15 protein-coding genes and 1 riboswitch are annotated in these 19,725 nt (G+C 68.6%); of the genes, 11 read left to right on the top strand and 4 right to left on the bottom strand.

Annotated elements, in window-relative coordinates; translation table 11 throughout:
• Window positions 1–63: 63 nt before the first annotated feature.
• From AT699_RS00365 to gluQRS, 3 genes are all read left to right on the top strand, one after another.
• Window positions 64–2,088: a TRAP transporter permease gene (locus AT699_RS00365; protein ID WP_024067350.1), complete on the top strand. Its 2,025-nt coding sequence runs from the start codon at window positions 64–66 to the stop codon at window positions 2,086–2,088.
• A 235-nt stretch (window positions 2,089–2,323) separates the two neighbouring features.
• Complete coding sequence (locus AT699_RS00360) at window positions 2,324–2,782, top strand: Smg family protein (RefSeq protein ID WP_006389464.1); 459 nt, start codon at window positions 2,324–2,326, stop codon at window positions 2,780–2,782.
• A 99-nt stretch (window positions 2,783–2,881) separates the two neighbouring features.
• Window positions 2,882–3,763: a tRNA glutamyl-Q(34) synthetase GluQRS gene (gene gluQRS / locus AT699_RS00355; protein ID WP_024067348.1), complete on the top strand. Its 882-nt coding sequence runs from the start codon at window positions 2,882–2,884 to the stop codon at window positions 3,761–3,763.
• 21 nt (window positions 3,764–3,784) lie between these two features.
• Here the strand turns inward: gluQRS and AT699_RS00350 are convergent, their stop codons facing one another.
• Window positions 3,785–6,442 carry a GDYXXLXY domain-containing protein gene (locus AT699_RS00350; RefSeq protein ID WP_024067347.1) on the bottom strand — a complete coding sequence of 886 codons (2,658 nt, stop codon included), beginning with the start codon at window positions 6,440–6,442 and terminating at the stop codon, window positions 3,785–3,787.
• Between the two features lie 62 nt (window positions 6,443–6,504).
• On the opposite strand from AT699_RS00350, the gene AT699_RS00345 reads away from it, so the two are divergent.
• The 5 genes from AT699_RS00345 to AT699_RS00325 all read left to right on the top strand — a co-directional run bounded on the left by AT699_RS00345 (window position 6,505) and on the right by AT699_RS00325 (window position 12,753).
• Window positions 6,505–9,132: a DNA topoisomerase III gene (locus AT699_RS00345; RefSeq protein ID WP_024067346.1), complete on the top strand. Its 2,628-nt coding sequence runs from the start codon at window positions 6,505–6,507 to the stop codon at window positions 9,130–9,132.
• Between the two features lie 133 nt (window positions 9,133–9,265).
• Window positions 9,266–10,324 (top strand): ABC transporter substrate-binding protein, encoded by a 1,059-nt coding sequence (locus tag AT699_RS00340; protein ID WP_024067345.1) that lies wholly within the window; start codon window positions 9,266–9,268, stop codon window positions 10,322–10,324.
• The gene (locus AT699_RS00335; RefSeq protein WP_024067344.1) at window positions 10,324–11,094 is read left to right on the top strand and encodes an ABC transporter ATP-binding protein; all 771 of its coding nucleotides are present in this window, start codon (window positions 10,324–10,326) and stop codon (window positions 11,092–11,094) included. The genes AT699_RS00340 and AT699_RS00335 overlap by 1 nt, the downstream gene beginning before the upstream one ends.
• Window positions 11,095–11,101: 7 nt before the next feature.
• On the top strand, window positions 11,102–11,956 hold the full coding sequence (locus AT699_RS00330; protein ID WP_024067343.1) for an ABC transporter permease: 855 nt from the start codon (window positions 11,102–11,104) through the stop codon (window positions 11,954–11,956).
• Between the two features lie 14 nt (window positions 11,957–11,970).
• Window positions 11,971–12,753, top strand: a complete 783-nt coding sequence (locus tag AT699_RS00325) for an SDR family oxidoreductase (protein ID WP_024067342.1) — start codon at window positions 11,971–11,973, stop codon at window positions 12,751–12,753.
• 105 nt (window positions 12,754–12,858) lie between these two features.
• Here AT699_RS00325 and ilvB read toward each other — a convergent pair whose 3' ends face one another.
• Entirely contained in the window at window positions 12,859–14,679 is a 1,821-nt protein-coding gene (gene ilvB / locus AT699_RS00320) for a biosynthetic-type acetolactate synthase large subunit (protein WP_102949835.1), read from the bottom strand.
• Window positions 14,680–14,772: 93 nt separating this feature from the next.
• Here ilvB and AT699_RS00315 point away from each other — a divergent pair, with 93 nt between their 5' ends.
• Window positions 14,773–15,243: an Lrp/AsnC family transcriptional regulator gene (locus tag AT699_RS00315; RefSeq protein ID WP_006389474.1), complete on the top strand. Its 471-nt coding sequence runs from the start codon at window positions 14,773–14,775 to the stop codon at window positions 15,241–15,243.
• 31 nt (window positions 15,244–15,274) lie between these two features.
• On the opposite strand, the gene AT699_RS00310 is transcribed toward AT699_RS00315, so the two are convergent.
• The gene (locus tag AT699_RS00310) at window positions 15,275–16,195 is read right to left on the bottom strand and encodes a bestrophin family protein (protein WP_006389475.1); all 921 of its coding nucleotides are present in this window, start codon (window positions 16,193–16,195) and stop codon (window positions 15,275–15,277) included.
• Window positions 16,196–16,303: 108 nt separating this feature from the next.
• On the opposite strand from AT699_RS00310, the gene AT699_RS00305 reads away from it, so the two are divergent.
• Both AT699_RS00305 and ribB read left to right on the top strand, forming a co-directional pair.
• Window positions 16,304–16,831 (top strand): SET domain-containing protein, encoded by a 528-nt coding sequence (locus tag AT699_RS00305; protein WP_020925722.1) that lies wholly within the window; start codon window positions 16,304–16,306, stop codon window positions 16,829–16,831.
• A gap of 513 nt (window positions 16,832–17,344) precedes the next feature.
• A riboswitch (FMN riboswitch) is annotated at window positions 17,345–17,499 on the top strand.
• A gap of 108 nt (window positions 17,500–17,607) precedes the next feature.
• Window positions 17,608–18,327: a 3,4-dihydroxy-2-butanone-4-phosphate synthase gene (ribB, locus tag AT699_RS00300; RefSeq protein ID WP_024067340.1), complete on the top strand. Its 720-nt coding sequence runs from the start codon at window positions 17,608–17,610 to the stop codon at window positions 18,325–18,327.
• 57 nt (window positions 18,328–18,384) lie between these two features.
• On the opposite strand, the gene AT699_RS00295 is transcribed toward ribB, so the two are convergent.
• Window positions 18,385–19,593: an MFS transporter gene (locus AT699_RS00295; protein WP_024067339.1), complete on the bottom strand. Its 1,209-nt coding sequence runs from the start codon at window positions 19,591–19,593 to the stop codon at window positions 18,385–18,387.
• Window positions 19,594–19,725: the final 132 nt, after the last annotated feature.

The following is a 19,725-nucleotide window of genomic DNA, read 5'->3' as shown; positions in this document are numbered from 1 at the left end:
GCCGCGCCAGCGCAGGGCCGCCTCGGGCGGCCCTGTTCGCGCAATCACCTGAGAAACCTGGCTATGGAAATAGACCACGAGAAAACACAGCAGCTGGCGGAAAAGTACGATTCCGAGATCCGCTTCCGGCCGCTGCACAAGAGCGCCACCTGGATCGTCTCGGGCCTGCTGGTGGCGCTGTCTCTGTTCCACTACTACACCGCCGGCTTCGGCCTCTTGCGCGAGGCCACGCACCGCGGCGTGCACCTGGCCTTCGTGCTGAGCCTGATCTTCCTGGTGTTCGGCTTTTCCAAGTCGCATTACCAGCGCGAGCCGAAGTCCACCTGGTACGCGCCGGGCGGCGTGCCGCTGTATGACTGGATCATCGCCATCGCGCTGGCGTTGTCGGTGCTGTACATCCCCTACATCTTCGAGGATCTGGCGTTCCGCGTCGGCAACCCGCTGCCGATCGACGTGCTGATGGGCTCGATCCTGCTGATCGGGTTGCTGGAGGCCACGCGCCGCGCCATGGGCTGGCCGCTGCCGATCATCGCGCTGGTGTTCATGGCCTATGCCGCCTTCGGGCCGTATTTCCCCGGGCTGCTGCAGCACGCGGGCAATACGTGGTCGCAGATCGTCAACCACATGTACCTGACCAGCCAGGGCGTGTATGGCGTGGCGGTGGGCGTGGTGGCCACCTATGTGTTCCACTTCGTGCTGTTCGGCGTGCTAGCCACGCGCATCGGGCTGGGGCAGCTGTTCCTGGACGTGGCCTCCACCGTCGCCGGCCGCTACGCCGGCGGGCCGGCCAAGGTGTCGGTGTTCGGCTCGGCCATGTTCGGCATGCTGTCGGGGTCGTCGGTGGCCAACGCCGTGACGGTGGGCTCGCTGACCATTCCGGCGATGATCCGCATCGGCTATCCGCGGCATTTCGCGGCGGGGGTGGAGGCGGCCAGCAGCACCGGCGGCCAGATCACGCCGCCGATCATGGGCGCGGCGGCGTTCCTGATGATCGAGTTCCTGGGCATTCCGTACCAGCAGATCGCGATTGCGGGCATCTTTCCGGCCTTCCTGTATTTCTTCGGCATGTTCATGCAGGTGCACTTCGAGGCCAAGCGCGAGGGCCTGCGCGGCCTGACGGCCGAGGAAATGCCCAAGCTGAAGCAGTCGTTCAAGATGCGCTGGCCGACGCTGATTCCGTTGATCCTGCTGATCGGCGTGCTGGCCAGCGGCCGCACGCCGTACCTGGCGGCGTTTGCCGGCATCACGGGCTGCATCATCGTGGGCCTGCTCAATCCGTTCCAGCGGCTGCATTGGCGCGATCTGTACGAAGCCTTCGAGACCGGCGCCAAGTACGCGCTGGCGGTGGGCGCGGCGGCCGGCACGGTGGGCATCGTGATCGGCGTGGTGACGCTGACGGGGGTGGGCTTCAAGATCTCGTACATCGTGATCTCGGCGGCGCAATCGATCGCCGGCGTGGCGGGCGCGATCATTCCCGAGACCATCGCCAATGCCCAGTCGCTGACGCTGGTCGCGGCGCTGATCATGACGGGCGTCGTCTGCATCCTGATGGGTTGCGGCATTCCCACCACCGCCAACTACCTGATCATGGTGGCGGTGGCCGCGCCGACGCTGGTGCAGCTGGGGGTGCAGCCGATCGCGGCGCACTTCTTCGTGTTCTATTTCGGCATCCTGGCCGACATTACGCCGCCGGTGGCGCTGGCGGCCTACGCGGCGGCGGGCATGGCGGGCAGCGACCCATTCAAGACCGGCAATACCGCGTTCCGGCTGGGCATCACCAAGCTGATCGTGCCGTTCGTGTTCGTGTTCTCGCCGTCGCTGCTGATCTCGGTGCAGGGCTTCACGTGGTACGACTTCTTCGTGACGCTGTTCGGCTGCATGGTGGGGCTGGTGCTGCTGTCGGCGGCGTTCTCGCGCTACATGCTGGTGGGCATGAAAAGCTGGGAACGCTGGCTGTGCACGCTGGGCGCGCTGCTGACCATCCTGCCGGGGCTGACCAGCGGGCTGATCGGACTGGCCATCTGCATCCCGGTGTTCATCCGCCAGCTGGCGCAGCTCAAGCTGGAGTCGGCGCCGAAGACCGCATGAACCTTGGGGGTATTAAAGAGGGGCGGACCCCAAAAGGGCCGCCCCGCCTGGAAAGCCCCTTATTCTGGCAGCATATGGGCGTCGATTTCGTGACTGTCGCAAGGCGACGACGCCCCGCCACACTCCGCCTTGCGGTCGGTTGCCCGGGCAAATAAATCAGCGTAAAGTAAAATTCATGTTTGCTGGTCTGCCGATATGCGGGCCGACTGTGCAAACAGGCACAAAACTGCGCCATATGTTCGATATCCTGGTTTATCTGTACGAGAATTACTACACGCCGCAAGCCTGTCCCGCCGCTGACGTGCTGGCCAAACGGCTGGCCGCCGCCGGGTTCGAGCACGAGGACATCGATGACGCGCTCGGCTGGCTCTACGGCCTGGCCGAAACCACCGAACGCTGCGTCGATCTCGCCCAGGCGCCCACCACCGGTACCCGGATCTACACCGATAACGAATACCAGCAACTCGGCTCCGAATCCATCGGCTTCATCGCCTTCCTGGAATCGGCCGGCGTGCTGCCCGCGCCCTTGCGCGAGATCGTTATCGACCGGGGCCTGGCGGCGCCGGAATCGCCCGTGCCGCTGTCCAAGATCAAGATCATCGCCCTCATGGTTCTCTGGAGCCAGGAAGCCGAGATCGACAACCTGGTCCTGGAAGAGCTGCTGGACGAAGACGGCACGCGCTTGCTGCACTGACGGCGCCGGCTCCGGCCGACGCCCGTTTCCCCGCGACCCGCGCGCATCGAGCGCGCGGCGCCGTTTCGCCGTAACCCCGCTGCTTTGCTGCTCCATCCCGTGACCTACACCGGCCGCTTCGCCCCCAGCCCCAGCGGCCCGTTGCACGCGGGTTCGCTGGTGGCCGCGCTGGCCAGCTGGCTGGACACGCGCGCCAACCGCGGCCGCTGGCTGCTGCGCATCGAGGACGTGGACACGCCGCGCACCGTGTCCGGCGCGGCCGAGACCATCATGGGCCAACTGGAGACCCTGGGCCTGCGCTGGGACGGCGACATCGTCTGGCAATCGCAACGCGGCGAGGCCTATCAGGCCGCCTTCGACGCGCTGGCCGCGCGCGGGCTGGTCTATGGCTGCGGCTGCACCCGCCGCGAGATCGCCGATTCGGCGCTGCGCGGCCAGGCGGCGCCGGGCGCGGACGGCGAACGCCCATACCCCGGCACCTGCCGCCACGGCCTGGCGCCGGGGCGCGAGGCGCGCGCCTGGCGCGTGGTCATGCCGGAAGGGGTGGAACGCTTCGAGGACCGCTGGCTCGGGCCGCAGGAGCAGGACGTGGCGCGGGCGGTGGGCGACATCGCCGTGAAGCGCGCGGATGGCCTGTGGGCCTATCAACTGGCGGTGGTGGTGGACGATGGCGCGCAGGGCGTGACCGACGTGGTGCGCGGCGCCGACCTGCTCAGTTCGACCGCGCGCCAGCGCGTGCTGGGCCGGCTGCTGGGTCTGCCGCCGGTGCGCTACCTGCACGTGCCGCTGATCCTGGACCCCGCCAGCGGCCTGAAACTGTCCAAGCAGAATGGCGCCCCCGCCATCGACACGGGCGCGCCGCTGGCGTCGCTGCAAGGCGCCTGGCGGGCATTGGGCTTCGCGCCGCTGGACGCGCCGGACACGGCGGCCTTCCTGCGCGAGGCGACCGCGCGCTGGGCCGCGCGCTTTCCGCTGCCCTGAGCCGGCCTGCCATTCCCATTCCTATAACGGCTGCAAATCCTCGCCCAGCATGCGCACCAACAGGGCCTCGCCGTTCTCGGCTACGCGCAGTTCACCGAACTTGGCGACTTCATAGCGCTTGGCCTGGCCCTCGGGGAAGAAATAGGCGTTGGTGACGATGCGCACCTGGTTGTCGCGCACTCGGTAGCGCAGCGGCACTTCGTCGTCGGCATGCGGCGTGGCGTCGGTCTGGATGCGCACGGGCTGGTACACGCCGCGCGAATCGACCGTCAGCATCACGTAGCCATCGGATGCTTCGCCCATGACGGAATCCTCCGTGTCCGGGCGCTCGCCGCCCAGCCGCAGCCGCGTGACCTCGCGCCCGGCGGCGAAGTTGAGCGCCATGTAGTCGCCCTGCATCAGGGAACGCGGGTCGACCGGCGCCAGTTCCAGGATCACCGGCTTGCCGCTGGCCAGCAGCTTTTCGCGCTGCCAGATACTGCCGTTGGCCACCACCAGCACCAGCGCCAGGCCGCCCAGGATCGCCAGGGTGCGCCAGCGCAGGGCCGGCGAGACCGGCGGCAGCGGCGCGCGGCGCGACGGGTCCTGGGTGCGCATCAAGCGCGGCACCAGCCACACCAGCACCCGCAGCACGAACAGCAGCACGGCGCCACCGCCCAGCCACAGCGCCTTCTGCAACAGCGGCACGTCGAGCTGGTAGTAATAGACGCCCAGATAGGCCAGCAGGCTCAGCACGCCGAACAAGGTCACGCCCAACTGGTTCAGGCCGAAGCCCAGCAGCAGCCAGGCCAGCGCGAAACCGACCCCGGGGCTGGGCAGCCAGAACAGCGCCAGCAACAGCAGGGCGATGGGCACGCCCCAGGTGACGCCGCCCGTCAGCACATGGCGGCGCGGCCACAGCACCGCCATCGCCGCCGCCGCTGGCAGCAACGCGCCCGCGCATACCAGCACGGCGGTCTGCGCGTGCAGTTGCCACATGGCCGGCAGTTGCAGCACCGACAGTCCGCTGGCCAGCCACACCATGCCCTGCACCGACAGCAGGAAGGCCCAGGCCAGCGGTTGCAGCGCATGGCCGCGCTTGCCGCCCCACCGGTGCGCCAGGGTCAGGATCACCGCCGTGGCCCACGCGCCGGTCACCGCGATCGGCAGCCAGACGAAGGCGGCGCGGGCCATGTCGAAGTCCAGCAGGGCGTCCAGCAGATCGTCGCGCAGCAGCTCGGGCGCCAGGACGCGCCAGATCAGGCCGGCGCCGGCCAGGGCGATCAGGCCGCCGCTCAGGAAGCGCAGGATCACGTCCGGCCCCAGCACGTAGACCGCCGTGGCCATCAGCAGCACGAACAGGCAGGCGCTGGCGAATGAGGTCGAACTGGACATGCCGTAGATGATGAGGATCTGGCCGGCGAAGGCCATGGCCGTGCCGCACTGGCGCCAGAACGGGCCGGCGTCGCTGCGCAGCACCGCCACGCCGGCGGCGCACAGCACCAGGCCGGCCACCAGCGCGCCTTCCTCTGAATTGATCATGCCAGAGAAAGCCACGAACGCCAGCAGCAACAGCGTCGACAGCCAGGCGCTCAGCGCGAGGATGCACTGCACGTACCAGGGCGGCTCGGTGTGCGGCACGGCGGGCGGCGCCAGTTGCGCCACGGGTTCGCCGGCCTCGCCGGGATCGACCGCGTTGCCGGCCGAGGCGGCGGCCGGCTCGGCATCGGCCGGGGCCGCGACGGCCGCCTTCGGCCCCGCGGCCAGTCCGCGCAGCCAGCGCGCGGCCCAGACGGCCTCGGCCATCAGCAGCGCCGCCAGCGGCAGGGCCGCCCAGATGCCGGGCTCCAGCCGCAGCAGCCATTCGCCTACTATCCGCAGCGACACGCAGATGACGCCGGCCACCAGCATCGCCAGGATGACCAGGTCGCGGCGGCCGCGCTGGTAATAGAAACCCAGGCCCAGCGTCACCGCGATCCAGGCCAGGCTGTTGATGGAGCCCAGGCCGCGCGACATGGCGTCGCCGATCACCAGCACCGTCACCATCGGGCCGAACACCAGCGCCGTCACCAGCGGGCTGATCACCAGCGCCGCCAGGACCCGCGGTCCGACCAAGGTGCTGGCGCGCCAGCGGCGCGCCGCCAGTTCCCAGCCCAGCAACAACAGCAGGTTCCAGGCGGCCACGATCAGGCTGGCGACCTGGGGGCCGCCGAAGATCAGCCACCAGGTGAAGGCGCGCTCGCCCAGCCACAGGACCAGAGCGACGTTGGTCACCAGCGCCCACAGCAGCCAGACGGCCTGGCTGGCCGCCACCAATGCCCACGGCAGCAGCAGGACCGCCCACCAGGCGAACAATTCCCAGGTATCGGCGCCAGTCTGGTAAGTTTGGCCTAATAACGCGAGCAGGGCGCCGAGCAGGATGCCGGCCAGGGCCAGCAGCGCGCCGGGAATGCTGCGGCGCACGCCAGGGGTGGCGCGCAGGCGCAAACCGGTCCAGGCGGCCGCCAGCGCGGTCAGGGCCAGCAGGCCCTGCGTGCCGGCGAAGCGCTGGATTTTTGTCATGTCCTGCCAGTTCGCCGCGACCCAGCAGATGGCGGCGCTGCCGAGCAGCAGGACCCCCAGCCAGAGGGTGCTGCGCGCCAGGAATTGACGCCATGCGTGAAGTTCCGATCCCACTTGCCGTTCAATGCCGACTTGCATCTCGCGAAACTCCGATCTTATTATCCGCGCTACTACGGCGGGACTGCCGCCACTGGATACACATGAATAAAACGCTGATTATTGCCGAGAAGCCCTCGGTGGCCCTTGATATATCACGCGCATTGGGAGGCTTTGCGCGCGAGGGCGACTATTTTGAAAGCGAACGTTACGTACTGGCGTCCAGCATCGGGCATTTGCTTAGCTTGGTCGCGCCCAACGATCCGGTCAAGGGGAAATGGAGCTTCACGCACCTGCCGGTAATTCCGCCTGAATTCGAGCTGGGGCCGACCGACAAGAAATCCGCCGAGCGCCTCAAGCTGCTGGTGCGCCTGGCCAAGCGCAAGGACGTCGATGCCATCATCAACGCCTGTGACGCGGGGCGCGAGGGCGAACTGATCTTCCGCTACATCATTCAGTATGCGGGCGTGAAAAAGCCGATCCAGCGCCTGTGGCTGCAATCCATGACCCAGGCCGCCATCCGCGAGGCCTTCGCCAACCTGCGCGACGACAGCCAGCTCAAGCCGCTGGAGGCCGCCGCCCGCTCGCGCGCCGAGGCCGACTGGCTGGTGGGCATCAACGGCACCCGCGCCATGACCGCCTTCAACAGCAAGGACGGCGGCTTCTTCAAGACGCCGGTGGGCCGGGTGCAGACCCCCACGCTGGCCATCGTGGCCGAGCGCGAGGAACGCATCCGCCGCTTCGTGCCGCGCGACTACTGGGAAGTGCGCGCCACGTTCGTGGCCGCCGCCGGCCTGTACGAAGGCCGCTGGATCGATCCGGACTTCAAGAAGGACGAGCGCGACCCCGAGAAGCGCGAGTCGCGCCTGTGGTCGCAGGCCGCCGCCCAGAGCGTGGTGGCCGCCTGCCGCGACCAGCCGGGCAGCGTCACCGAGGAATCCAAGCCGTCGACCCAGATGTCGCCGGCCCTGTACGACCTGACCTCGCTGCAGCGCGAGGCCAACGGCCGCTTCGGCTTCTCGGCCAAGACCACCCTGGCGCTGGCCCAGACCCTGTACGAACGCCACAAGGCGCTGACCTACCCGCGTACCGACTCGCGCTACCTGCCCGAGGACTACATCGGCACGGTGCAGGAAACCATGCGCGCGCTGGCCAAGGGCGGCTCGAACGCCGTCGGCGGGCTGTCGCGCCATGCCGAGACCGTGGTCAGCCAGCACTGGGTCAAGCCGAACCGCCGCATCTTCGACAACAAGAAGGTGTCGGACCACTTTGCCATCATCCCGACGCTGCAGATCCCGCACGACCTGAGCGAGGCCGAGGCCAAGCTCTACGACCTGGTGCTCAAGCGCTTCCTGGCCGTGTTCTTCCCGGCCGCCGAATACCGCGTCACCACCCGCATGACCGAGGTGCAGGGGCATCGCTTCCGCACCGACGGCAAGGTGCTGGTCAATCCGGGCTGGCTGGCCGTGTACGGCAAGGAAGCCCAGGGCGAGGACGCCAACCTGGTGCCGGTGGGCGAGGGCGAGACCGTGCGCACCGAGGACGTCGAAGCCGTGGGCCTGACCACCAAGCCGCCGGCGCGCTTTAACGAAGGCACGCTGCTGTCGGCCATGGAAGGCGCCGGCAAGCTGGTGGACGACGAGGAACTGCGCGAGGCCATGTCCGAGCGCGGCCTGGGCACCCCGGCCACGCGCGCGGCCATCATCGAAGGCCTGCTCAACGAGGTCTACCTGCGCCGCGAGGGCCGCGACCTGGTGCCGACCGCCAAGGCGCGCCAGTTGATGACGCTGCTGTCGGGCCTGGACGTGTCGGAACTGACCTCGCCCGAGCTGACCGGCGAATGGGAACACAAGCTCAAGCAGATCGAGCAGGGCGCGCTGGACCGCCAGGCCTTCATGCGCGAGATCGCCCAGATGACGCAGGTGATCGTCAAGCGCGCCAAGGAATACGAGCGCGACACGGTGCCCGGCGACTACGCCACGCTGCAGACGCCGTGCCCCAAGTGCGGCGGGGTGGTCAAGGAAAACTACCGCCGCTTTGCCTGCACCAACTGCGACTTCTCGATCGGCAAGCACCCGGGCGGCCGCACCTTCGAGCTGCCGGAAGTCGAGGAACTGCTGGCCAAGCGCGAGATCGGTCCGCTGCAGGGCTTCATCAGCAAGATGGGCCGGCCGTTCGCCGCCATCCTGCGCATCAGCGACGAGTACAAGCTGGAATTCGACTTCGGCCAGAACGACGAGGACGACAACGAGGCGGTGGACTTCTCCGGCCACACGCCGGTGGGCACCTGCCCCAAGTGCCAGTCGCGCGTGTTCGAGCACGGCATGAGCTACGTCTGCGAAAAGTCTGTCGGCCCTGAAAAGAGCTGCGACTTCCGCTCGGGCAAGGTCATCCTGCAGCAGGAAATCTCGCGCGAGCAGATGGAAAAGCTGCTGACCGACGGCCGCACCGACCTGCTCGACGGCTTCGTGTCCAGCCGCACCAACCGCAAGTTCAAGGCTTTCCTGGTGCGCCAGCCCGACGGCAAGATCGGCTTCGAGTTCGAACCGCGTCCGGAGAAACCCGGCCGCGGCCGCGCCCCGGCCAAGAGCGCCGGCGCCGCCACCAAGACGGCGGCGAAGAAGGCGCCGGCCAAGAAGGCCGCGGTGAAGAAGACCGCCACCAAGACGGCGACCAAGACCGCCGCCAAGAAAGCCGTGAAGAAGGCCGCGCCCAAGAAGACCGCGGCATAAGCCGCCACGGTCTACACTTGCGTGGCACGACGAGAACGCCCGGGCAACCGGGCGTTTTCCATTGTTGGACGGCAGGCGCCGCTGCGGTATTGTTGACGCCAAACAACCACACCCGATCGAGACCGAGGAAGACATGAGCACGAGCCCCCACTTCACCACCCGCCGCCGCGTGCTGGCCGCTACCGGGGCGCTGGCCGGCGTCACCCTGATCGGCGGCCGCGTCGCCTTCGCGCAGCCCAAGCTGGGCCGCGTGGTCTACGGGCAGGGCAGCATCGACCCGTTCTTCGCGGCCGGCTACGTGGCGCTCAAAAAGGGCTATTTCGGCGAAGCGGGGCTGGAGGTCGAGTACCTGAATTCGCAGAGCGGCCCGCGCACCAACCAGTTGCTGGCGGCCGGCCAGATCGTCTTCGGCGCCACCGCGGCCACCGCCGCGCCGGCCCTGACGCTGGCCGGCAAGCCGGCCACGCTGGTATTCGGCTTCGACCGCAAGCTGACCTACGCCAACGTCATCGTGCGGCGCGAGGACTTCGACAGCGGCAAGATCAAGTCGCTCAAGGACCTGGCCGGCAAGCGCGTGGGCGCGACCCAGCCGCAGTCCAGCACCTGGCTGATGGCGCTGTACCTGATGCAGAAGGCCGGCGTGGCCGACAAGGTCGACATCCGCCCCCTGGGCGACCTGGCCACCATGCTGGGCGCGCTCAAGACCGGCTCGGTGGCCGCCAGCATGGCCACCATGTCGATGATGGAGCAGGCCCGGCAGGAAGGCTGGGGCGTGCCGATCTTCGACGCCACCACCGAGGCCTCGTGGAACGAATTCATGGGCGGCGACGTGCCGGGCATCGCCGCGTTGACGCTGCAGGACACCATCCAGAAACGGCCGGAGACCGTGCAGGCCTTCGTCACCGGCCTGGTGAAGGCACAGGACTTCATCACGGCCCACAGCGCCGCCGAGATCGCCGACGCGATCTACGACGACTATCTGAACGCCTTCCCGCGCGCCGCCATCGAGAAGACGCTGGGCGTGTACAAGGAAACCGTGTTCCTGGAGGACAACCTGATTTCCCAGGACGCCTACGACCGCATGACCGCGATCATGGGCGACGGCCGCCAGTTCTCGAACGACGAGATCAAGACGGTGCCCTACGCCAAGTGCGTCGACATGAGCTTCGTGCGCAAAGCGCGAGGGCTGTGATGATCACGCTGGACCGGGTGGGCAAGGCCTACCAGACGCGCCAGGGCGCCACCCACGCGGTGGGCGAGGTCAGCCTGGAGATCGCGGCGGGCGAGTTCGTGTCGATCGTCGGCCCCTCGGGCTGCGGCAAGAGCACGCTGCTGAACATGATCGCCGGCTTCCTGCCGCCCACCACCGGCCGCATCGTGGTGGACGGACGGGGGGTCGACGGCCAGGTGCCGCCGGCGCTGGGCTACATCTTCCAGAAGGACACGCTGCTGCCCTGGTTCAGCGTCAGGAAGAACGTGGCGCTGGGCCTGAAGTTCCAGGGCGTGCCGGCCGCGCGCATCGCCAGCCGGGTGGCCGAGCTGCTGGAGCTGGGCCACCTGACGGCCTTTGCCGACGCCTTTCCGCACCAGCTCTCGGGCGGCATGCGGCGGCGCGTGGCGCTGCTGATGAGCCTGGCGGTGGAGCCGCGCATCCTGTTGCTGGACGAGCCGTTCGGCGCGCTGGACACGCACACCAAGACCCACCTGCACCGCGAGCTGATGGAGATCTGGCGCAAGCTGGGCCAGACCGTGGTGCTGGTCACGCACGACCTGGACGAGGCGATCCTGCTGTCGGACCGGGTGGTGGTGCTGTCCGGGCCGCCCAGCCGCGTGCTGCTGGACGAGCGCATCGCCATCCCGCATCCGCGCGACGTCTTCACCCTGCGCGAGACGCCGCAGTTCGTCACCCACGTGCAAAGCCTCTGGAGCGTGCTGGGCCAGCAGTTCCGCGCCGCCGCCTGATTCCGCCATGACCGCTCCCGAATTGACCGATACCCTGCAGGACCAGTTGCGGCTGGACCGGCGCGCCAGCACCTTGCGGCGCGTGCGCATCACCTTGTGGCAGGTGCTGATCCTGGCCCTCATCCTCGGCTCCTGGGAAACGCTGACGCGCATCCCGTGGTTCACCCAGAACACGCTGTTCGACCCGTTCTTCATCAGCCAGCCGTCGCGCGTGGCGGTGCGGCTGTGGGAATGGCTGCAGCCCGGGCCGCGTTCGGTCTGGCCGCATCTGTGGCTGACGCTGCAGGCCACGTTGGTCGGGCTGGTGGTGGGCGTGGGCAGCGGCTTCCTGGTGGGCATGACGCTCAGCCGCAGCCGCTTCCTGGCGGACGTGTTCAACCCGTTCATCGTGGCCTTCAACTCGATGCCGCGCATCGCCTTCGTGCCGCTCATCACCATGTTCTTCGGGCTGGGGCTGGCGTCCAAGGTGGTGACGTCATGGTTCGTGGTGTTCTTCCTGGTGTTCTTCAACACCTACAAGGGCGGGCGCAGCGTCGAGCGCGAACTGGTGGACTTCTGCCGCACGCTGGGCGGGTCGCCGCGCCAGATCCTGTGGCGCGTGCGCATCCCGACCGCCGCCGCCTGGACCTTCGCCGCGCTGCCCAACGCCATCAGCTTCGCGTTGATCGGCGTGGTGCTGGCCGAGTTCGTCGGCTCCACCACCGGCATGGGCTACCTGATGATCACCGCGCTGGCTACACTGAACGCCACCGACATGTTCGCGGCGGTCACGCTGCTGTCCATCGTCGGCATCGCGCTGGTGTACTGCGTCACCTGGCTGGAACGGCGGCTGCTGCACTGGGCGCCCGAATTCCGCGAATGAACCGAGCCGCAACCATGACGACTTCCTTGCCCTATCTGCGCAACTTCGACCTGAGCGGCCAGGTCGCGCTGGTGACCGGCTCGGCCCGCGGGCTGGGCTTCTGTATCGCCCGCGCGCTGGCCGGCAGCGGCGCGCGCGTGCTGATCAACGGCCGCAACGAGCAGGCCGCGACAAGCACCGCCGCCGCGCTGCGCGCCGATGGCCTGGACGCGCATGCGCTGGCCTTCGACGTCAGCGACGACGCCGCCATGGCGCGGGCCTTCGAGCGCATCGACCGCGAACACGGCCGCCTGGACATCCTGGTGAACAACGTCGGCGCGCGCAACCGCAAGACGCTGGCCGACACCAGCGCCGCCGAGATCCGCGAACTGATCGACACCGACCTGGTGGCCGGCATCCTGCTGGCCAAGCACGCCGCCGAGCGCATGGCGCGCCAGGGCGGCGGCCGCCTGATCGCCATCACCTCGGTGGTGGGCGAGCTGGCGCGAGCCGGCGACGCGGTCTATCCGGCCGCCAAACAGGGCCTGACCGGCATGGTGCGGGCGCTGGCGGCGGAATTCGGCGGGCGCGGCATCACCAGCAACGCGATCGCGCCGGGCACCTTTGCCACCGAGACCAATGCGCAGATGGTGGCCGACCCCGCCGTCGGCCCGCGCATCGCGGCGCGCAACCCGACCGGGCGCTGGGGCGAACCGGAGGAGATCGCCGGCGCGGCGGTGTTCCTGGCGTCCAAGGCGGCGTCGTACGTGAACGGCCACGTGCTGGTGGTGGACGGCGGCCTGTCGATCCAGTTCTGACGGCGCGCTGGCCGTGCGGCAAAAACGAAGGGGCCCGCAAAGGGCCCCTTCATCATTCCGGCGGTCCCGGGAGGGATGTCCGCCTGCCCGGCGATCACCGCCGGCTCAGGTCGTCTCGTCCTGGTACCAGACGCCCTCGGCCAGCATCATCTTGTGGTGGCCATGGCCGGCCGGCATCATCGGGAAGCAGTTCTCCTGCGCCGTCACCGCCACGTCGAGGAAGTAGGGGCCGTCGTGCGCCAGGCATTCGGCCAGCGCCGCGTCCAGCTGCGCCGGGTCCTCGACCCGCGCCGCGCCCCAGCCGAAGGCCCGCGCCAGCGCCACGAAATCGGGCAGCGAGGCGTTGTAGCTGTGGCTGTAGCGGCCGCCGTGGATAAGTTCCTGCCACTGGCGCACCATGCCCATGTAGCCGTTGTTGCACAGCACGACCTTGACGGGCGCCTGGTGCTGCATGGCGGTGGAGAGTTCCTGGATGTTCATCAGCACCGAGGCGTCGCCGCTGACGCACACCACGGTCTTGTCCGGATGCGCGACCTGCGCGCCGATGGCGGCCGGCACGCCGTAGCCCATGGTGCCGGCGCCGCCGGACGTCAGCCAGCGGTACGGCTGGTCGAAGCGCAGATACTGCGCGGCCCACATCTGGTGCTGGCCCACGTCGGTCGAGACGATGGCGTCGCGCCCGGCCAACGCCGCGTTCAGGCGCGACATCAGGTGCTGCGGCAGAATGGCATCGGCCGCCGGGGTGTAGCCCAGGCAGTCCTGGGCACGCCAGGCCTGCACCCGCGCCCACCACGGCGCCAGCCGCGCCGGGTCCAGCGGCTCGGTCAGCTCGGCCTGCAGGGCGCGCACCAGCGGCAGGCAGTCGCCCACCAGGGCCACGTCCACCCGCACCACCTTGTTGATGGAAGCGGGGTCGATGTCGATGTGGATCTTGCGCGCATGCGGGCAGAACTCGGACAGCTTGCCGGTGATGCGATCGTCGAAGCGGGCGCCGATGCAGACCACCAGGTCGGCGTTGTGCATGGCCAGGTTGGCCTCGACGGTGCCGTGCATGCCCAGCATGCCGACGAATTGCGGGTCGGAGGCGGGGAACGCCCCCAGGCCCATCAGCGTCAAGGTGCAGGGCGCGCCGCTGGCGCGCACCAGCTCGGTGAAGGCGGCGCAGGCCTCGGGGCCGGCGTTCACCAGCCCGCCGCCGCCGTAGAAGATGGGGCGCTTGGCCTGGGCGATCAGCGCGGCGGCGCGGCGCACCGCCGACTGCGGCAGCTTGGGCGCCAGCTTGCCCGACTGGCGCCGCGCGCGCAGAGCCGCCAGCTTCTGCTGCGACGGGGTGTAGTCGTCGCCGTCCGCGTCGCGCGGCACGGCCAGCTGCACGTCCTTGGGAAAGTCCAGCAGCACCGGGCCGGGCCGGCCCTGGCGCGTCAGTTCGAAGGCGCGGGCGGTGACGGCGGCGACGTCGTCCACCGAGCGCACCTGGGTGTTCCACTTGGTCACGGAGCGCGAAATGCCGATAGCGTCGCATTCCTGGAAGGCGTCGGTGCCGATGGCGCTGGTGGCGACCTGGCCGCTGATGCACAGCACCGGGATCGAGTCGCACATGGCGTCCAGCAGGCCCGAGGTGGTGTTGGCCATGCCCGGGCCGGAGGTCACGAACACCACGCCGGTGCGGCCGGTGGTGCGGGCGTAGCCCTCGGCGGCATGCACCGCGGCCTGCTCGTGGCGCACCAGCACGTGGCGCAGGCGCGGCTCGGCATAGAGCGCGTCGTACAGCGGCAGCACGGCGCCGCCGGGATAGCCGAACACGGTGTCCACGCCGTGCGCAATCAGCGTTTCCAGCAGAATCCTGGCCCCATTGGCGGGGGGAGTTTCAGGGGCGGCAAGCGCGGCGGCGACGGAGGGGTGCAGGCGATCGTTCATGCTATCCATCTTATTGGGAATCCGGGAGAATATTTATCTTCTTTTCCACGCATTGCCGGCAAACGCAGTAAATTTATCTTTGGATCGGAGGAATCAAAGAAAATGAACCTGGACAAGTTTGACTTGGCGATTTTGCGCGTGCTGCAAGAGAACGCCCGCGCCAGCCTCAACGACATCGGCGCGGCGGTCGGCCTGTCGTCCACGCCCTGCTGGAACCGGATCAAGCGCATGGAGGCGGCCGGCGTGATCCGTGGCTACACGGTCGACATCGACCCGGCCAGCCTGGGCTTCATGGACACGGTCATCGTCCACGTCACGCTGGAGAGCCACAGCGAAGAAACGCTGTATGAATTCGGGCGGGCGCTGGCGCAGATCCCGGAAGTACTGGAAGCCTTCCTGGTGTCGGGCGACTACGACTACTACATCCGCATCGCCGTGCGCGACACCCGCGACTACGAGCGGCTGCTGCGCGAGCAGCTGTACCGCATCCCCGGCATCCGCCACAGCAAATCCTGCTTCGTCCTGCGCCGCCTGAAGGAGACCATGCTGCCGCTGAACGGGCCGACGACCTGAACGGGCGCGGCCGGGCGGCGCCGTGGCGATGTCAGCGCAGCACGAAGTCCACCGGCTGCGGCGCCTCGGGCAACGGGCGCACGCCCAGCCCGTCGAGCAGGTCGATCTCGATCACCCGCGCCAGCGCCGACAGCGGCAGGTCGTTTTCCTCCAGGCCGAACGGGTCTTCCAGCTCGTCGCCCAGCGCGTCCAGCCCGAAGAAGGTATAGGCGATGATGGTGACCGCCACCGGCATCAGGTATTCCAGCGTGCCCACCAGCCCGAACGGCAGCAGCAGGCAGAACAGCCAGGCCGTGCGATGCAGCAGCAGCGAATAGGCAAACGGCGTCGGCGTGTACTTGATGCGCTCACAGGCCGCCTGGATCGCCGCGCACTGCGCGACGCGCTGGGTCAGCGCCTGATAGAGAATATCGGTCAGCTCCCCGCGCCGCAGGCAGGCCGCCAGGTCGCGGTTGACCGCCAGCAGCAGCGCGTCCGGCACGTTGCGATTGCCCGCCAGCGTATCCAGTTCCTCCGGCTGCACCCAGGGCCGCACGGCCGCCAGCACATCCTGGTCGCGCAGCCGCGCCGCCAGCGCATAACCGAAGCCGATGCAGCGCCGCACCAGCCTTTCCTGCACCGGATTGGCGGTACTGGCCGCCAGCAGCACCGCGCTCTCGCGCGCCAGGCTGCGGGCCTGCACGATCAGGTCGCCCCATTGCTTGCGCGCTTCCCACCAGCGGTCGTAGCAGACGTTGTTGCGAAACCCCATGAACACCGACAGCGCCAGCCCGAACAGCGAGAATGGCACCGCCGACAGGTGCGTGGGCGAGAACCATTGGCGGTGGTACATCCACACCACCACGCACGACAGCAGCGTAATGACCAGGATGCGGCTGAAGATGCGGGGAATGATCGAACCGCGCAAAACAAAGAACAAACCCAGCGCGGAAGGACGCGGACGGACAATCATGGTGCGGGTACGCAAGAAACGAGGCGGCGCCCACTATACGCCTGTCATCGTGTCACAAGCGCGCCGATATAATTCTGTTTCGTCTCACCGCCACACTGCCGCCACTCAATGACCTCCGAAGACACCCCCATCAAGCCCTGGTACGTCGTGCGCCGCTCCAAGCTGCACGGCAACGGCGTCTTCGCCGCCCGCAAGATCCCCGCGGGCACCCGCATCATCGAGTACGGCGGCGCCCGCATCAGCGCCAAGGAAGCCGACCGTCGCCACCCCACCAACCCCGACGATCCCTTCCACACCTTCTTCTTCGCCCTCAGCTCCGGCCGCGTCATCGACGGCGGCGACCAGGGCAACGACGCCCGCTGGATCAACCACTCCTGTGAGCCCAACTGCGAGGCCCAGGAAGGCAAGCACGGCAAGCGCGTCTACATCGTCGCGCTGCAAGACATCCCGCGCGGCACGGAACTCTCCTACGACTACGGCCTGGTCCTGGACGGCCGCATCACCAAGGCCCTGAAGGAAGGCTACAAGTGCCTCTGCGGCACCCCGCCGTGCCGCGGCACCATGCTGGCGCTGCCCGAAAAGAAGAAGAAAAAGAAAAAAGCTGAAGCGCCCGCGGAAACGGAAACCACGAAGTAAGCAAGCGGCGAGGGCGCCAGCAGCGCAGCCACAAGGGCCGCGCTCGCCCAACACCCGGCCGCCAGCCCGGCAGCCAACCCAGCACCGCCCCGACGCAAGACACCCAAACGCCAAAGAAGGCCACCCGCGTGGCCGCCTTTGGCGACCCCGCAAGCCCCTCCGACCCAGCCCGGCTCTTGGCCAAAACGCCAAGCAAGCCACCCGCCCCCACGCCCGTGAAGTGGCAACCGACCGAGCCGGGGGTGGCGGGGCTTGGGGGGAGCGGGGCGTGTAGATGCGCCCGAGGGAATCTGAAGGAACAGCCGAAGGCTGTGACGAAGATGACGAAGGGGCAGTCCGGAGCGAACGCTCCGGACCGCAATCGTAGCCCCGCTCCCCCCAAGCCCCGCCACCCCCGGCGTCTTAAGAACCCACCCCCACCCCCACCCAAAACCCCACCCGCAATAAGCATATTCAGCGCCCCTCCCAAGACCAGCGTAAAATCCCCGACGTCGTTAACACGACAAACAAGCAGTACGTCTTCAGGGCGGGGCGAAATTCCCCACCGGCGGTATGCCAAGCAACTTGGCGAGCCCGCGAGCGCCCGGCGTCCTTTACGGACACCGGGGTCAGCAGATCTGGTGAGATGCCAGGGCCGACGGTCACAGTCCGGATGAGAGAAGATGTGCCGTCACACGCCCCCTGTCCGCGCCCCACACGCGCGGGCAATCGGTTTGCGTTCGGCTGTCGATTAGCCCTGAAACGTTTTTCGCCCACTTTTTCGCGAGAGCGTTTCAATGTCCAACGTTACCCTTACCCCGCAGTCCCCCCTCCCCAGCCTGGCCGCCCAGCCCTTCGCCGCGCGCCTGCAACGCGCCCTGCATCACCTGCGCCTGGGCCGCCCCGTCATCCTCATGGATGACTTCGACCGCGAAAACGAAGCCGACCTCATCGTCGCCGCCGACAAGCTGACCGTGCCCGTCATGGCCCAGCTGATCCGCGACGGCAGCGGCATCGTCTGCCTGTGCCTGCCCGGCGAAGCGCTCGACCGCCTTGACCTGGCCCCCATGGTCCAGCGCAACCAGAGCCGCTTCGCCACTGCCTTCACCGTCTCGATCGAAGCGCGCGAAGGCGTCAGCACCGGCGTGTCGGCCGTGGATCGCGTCACCACCATCCGCGCCGCCATCTCGCCCACCGCCCAGGCCGACGACATCGTCAGCCCCGGCCACGTCTTCCCGCTGCGGGCCCAGCCCGGCGGCGTGCTGACCCGCCGCGGCCACACCGAAGGCTCGGTCGACCTGGCCACGCTGGCCGGCCTGCGTCCGGCCGGCGTGCTGTGCGAACTGATGAACGCCGACGGCACCATGATGCGCGGCGCCGCGCTGGAGCGCTATGCCGCCCAGCACGGCCTGGTCGCCCTGACCATCGCCGAACTGGCCGACCACCTGCAGCAACTGCGCGACGGCCAGGCCCAGCCGGTCGATGACGAAGTGCTGGAAATGGCCGCCACGGTCTGAACGAAAAAGGCGCCCGCAATAGCGGGCGCCTCGATCGTCAAACCAGTCTTCGGACGCTTAGGCGGCGGCCACCCGGCCCCGCAGCGCCATCGCCACGAACACGGCGCCCAGCGCGCACGCGCCGCCCAGCGCATAGACCGCCCCATAGCCCCGCATCCCGGCCAACCAGCCGGCCGCGGGACTGGCGATGCCCAGCGCCACGTCCAGGAACGCCACATACGCCCCCATGGCCGCGCCACGGCTGGCCGGCGGCACGCGACGCACCGCCTCCACGCCGAATGCCGGGAACGCCAGTGAATAGCCCGCGCCGCTCAACAGCGCACCGGCAAAGGCCCACGCCGGCGTCGGGCCCATCCAGATCAGCCACTGGCCGGCCGCCTCGATCAACACGCACACCAGCGCCACGCGCGCGCCGCCCAGCTTGTCGGGCAGCCCCGCGAAGAACAGCCGCGCCACGATGAAGCCGACGCCGAACAGGCTGAACATCCACGCCGCGCCATCCCAGCCGCGCTGGGCGAACAGCAGGCTGATGAAGGCAGTGATGACGCCGAAGCCGACGCTGGTCAGCGCCAGGCCCAGGCCAGGCAGCATCACCAGGCCCAGCACGCGGTAGAACGGCGTGCGCACGCCGCCGGCCGCCGGCACGCCGCGCTGCGGCAGCACCAGCGCCAACGCCAGCACCGGGATGAATACCGTGGCCCAGGCGATGCCGTCGAAACCGGCCGCGCCGTACAGCTGCATGCCGGCGGGCGCGCCCAGCCCGAACGCGGCGTAGATCGCCACGCCGATCCAGGCCATCACGCGGCCCGCATTCTGCGGCCCGACGCGGCCCACGCCCCAGCTCAGCGCGCCGGTGACGATCAGGCTTTCGGCGCAGCCCATGAGGGCGCGGCCAGCCATCAACGCGGCCAGCGCCGCGCGCGGTTGCTCCACCTGCGCGTCGGCCAGCAGGTAGAGCAGGCCCGCCCCCGAACCGAGCAGGAAGCCGGTGACCACGGCGCGCTTGGCGCCGCGACGATCGGCCAGCGAACCGGACCAGGCGCGCGACAGCAGCGCCGCCGCGAACTGCAGGCCGGCCACGATGCCGACCACCAGCGCGCCCTGCGCCAGCACGCCGTCGACGTAGAGCGGCAGCACCGGCATGGGCAGGCCGACCATGAAAAAGCCGACGAAGACCGCCAGCGCCAGGGGCAATATCTGCATGAAAACGGGACGCGCGGTCCCGCCGGCCGCGGGCAGCGCCGCGGCCGAGGATGAAGTCGACATGAGGATTCCTTGGAAGAGGGGAACGCTTCCGGCAAGCCCGCTCGCCGCAATCGACGATGGCATAATCGGCCGGTGCTCGACGCGATTCCAGTTGCGTATCGAAATTTTATGAACCGATGCTCAGGTTTGAAA

It is taken from the genome of Achromobacter xylosoxidans, from assembly GCF_001457475.1.
GTDB classification, from domain to species: domain Bacteria; phylum Pseudomonadota; class Gammaproteobacteria; order Burkholderiales; family Burkholderiaceae_B; genus Achromobacter; species Achromobacter xylosoxidans.
Note: the sequence above shows the minus strand (reverse complement) of the source record. Positions and strands in the feature narration are given on the sequence as shown.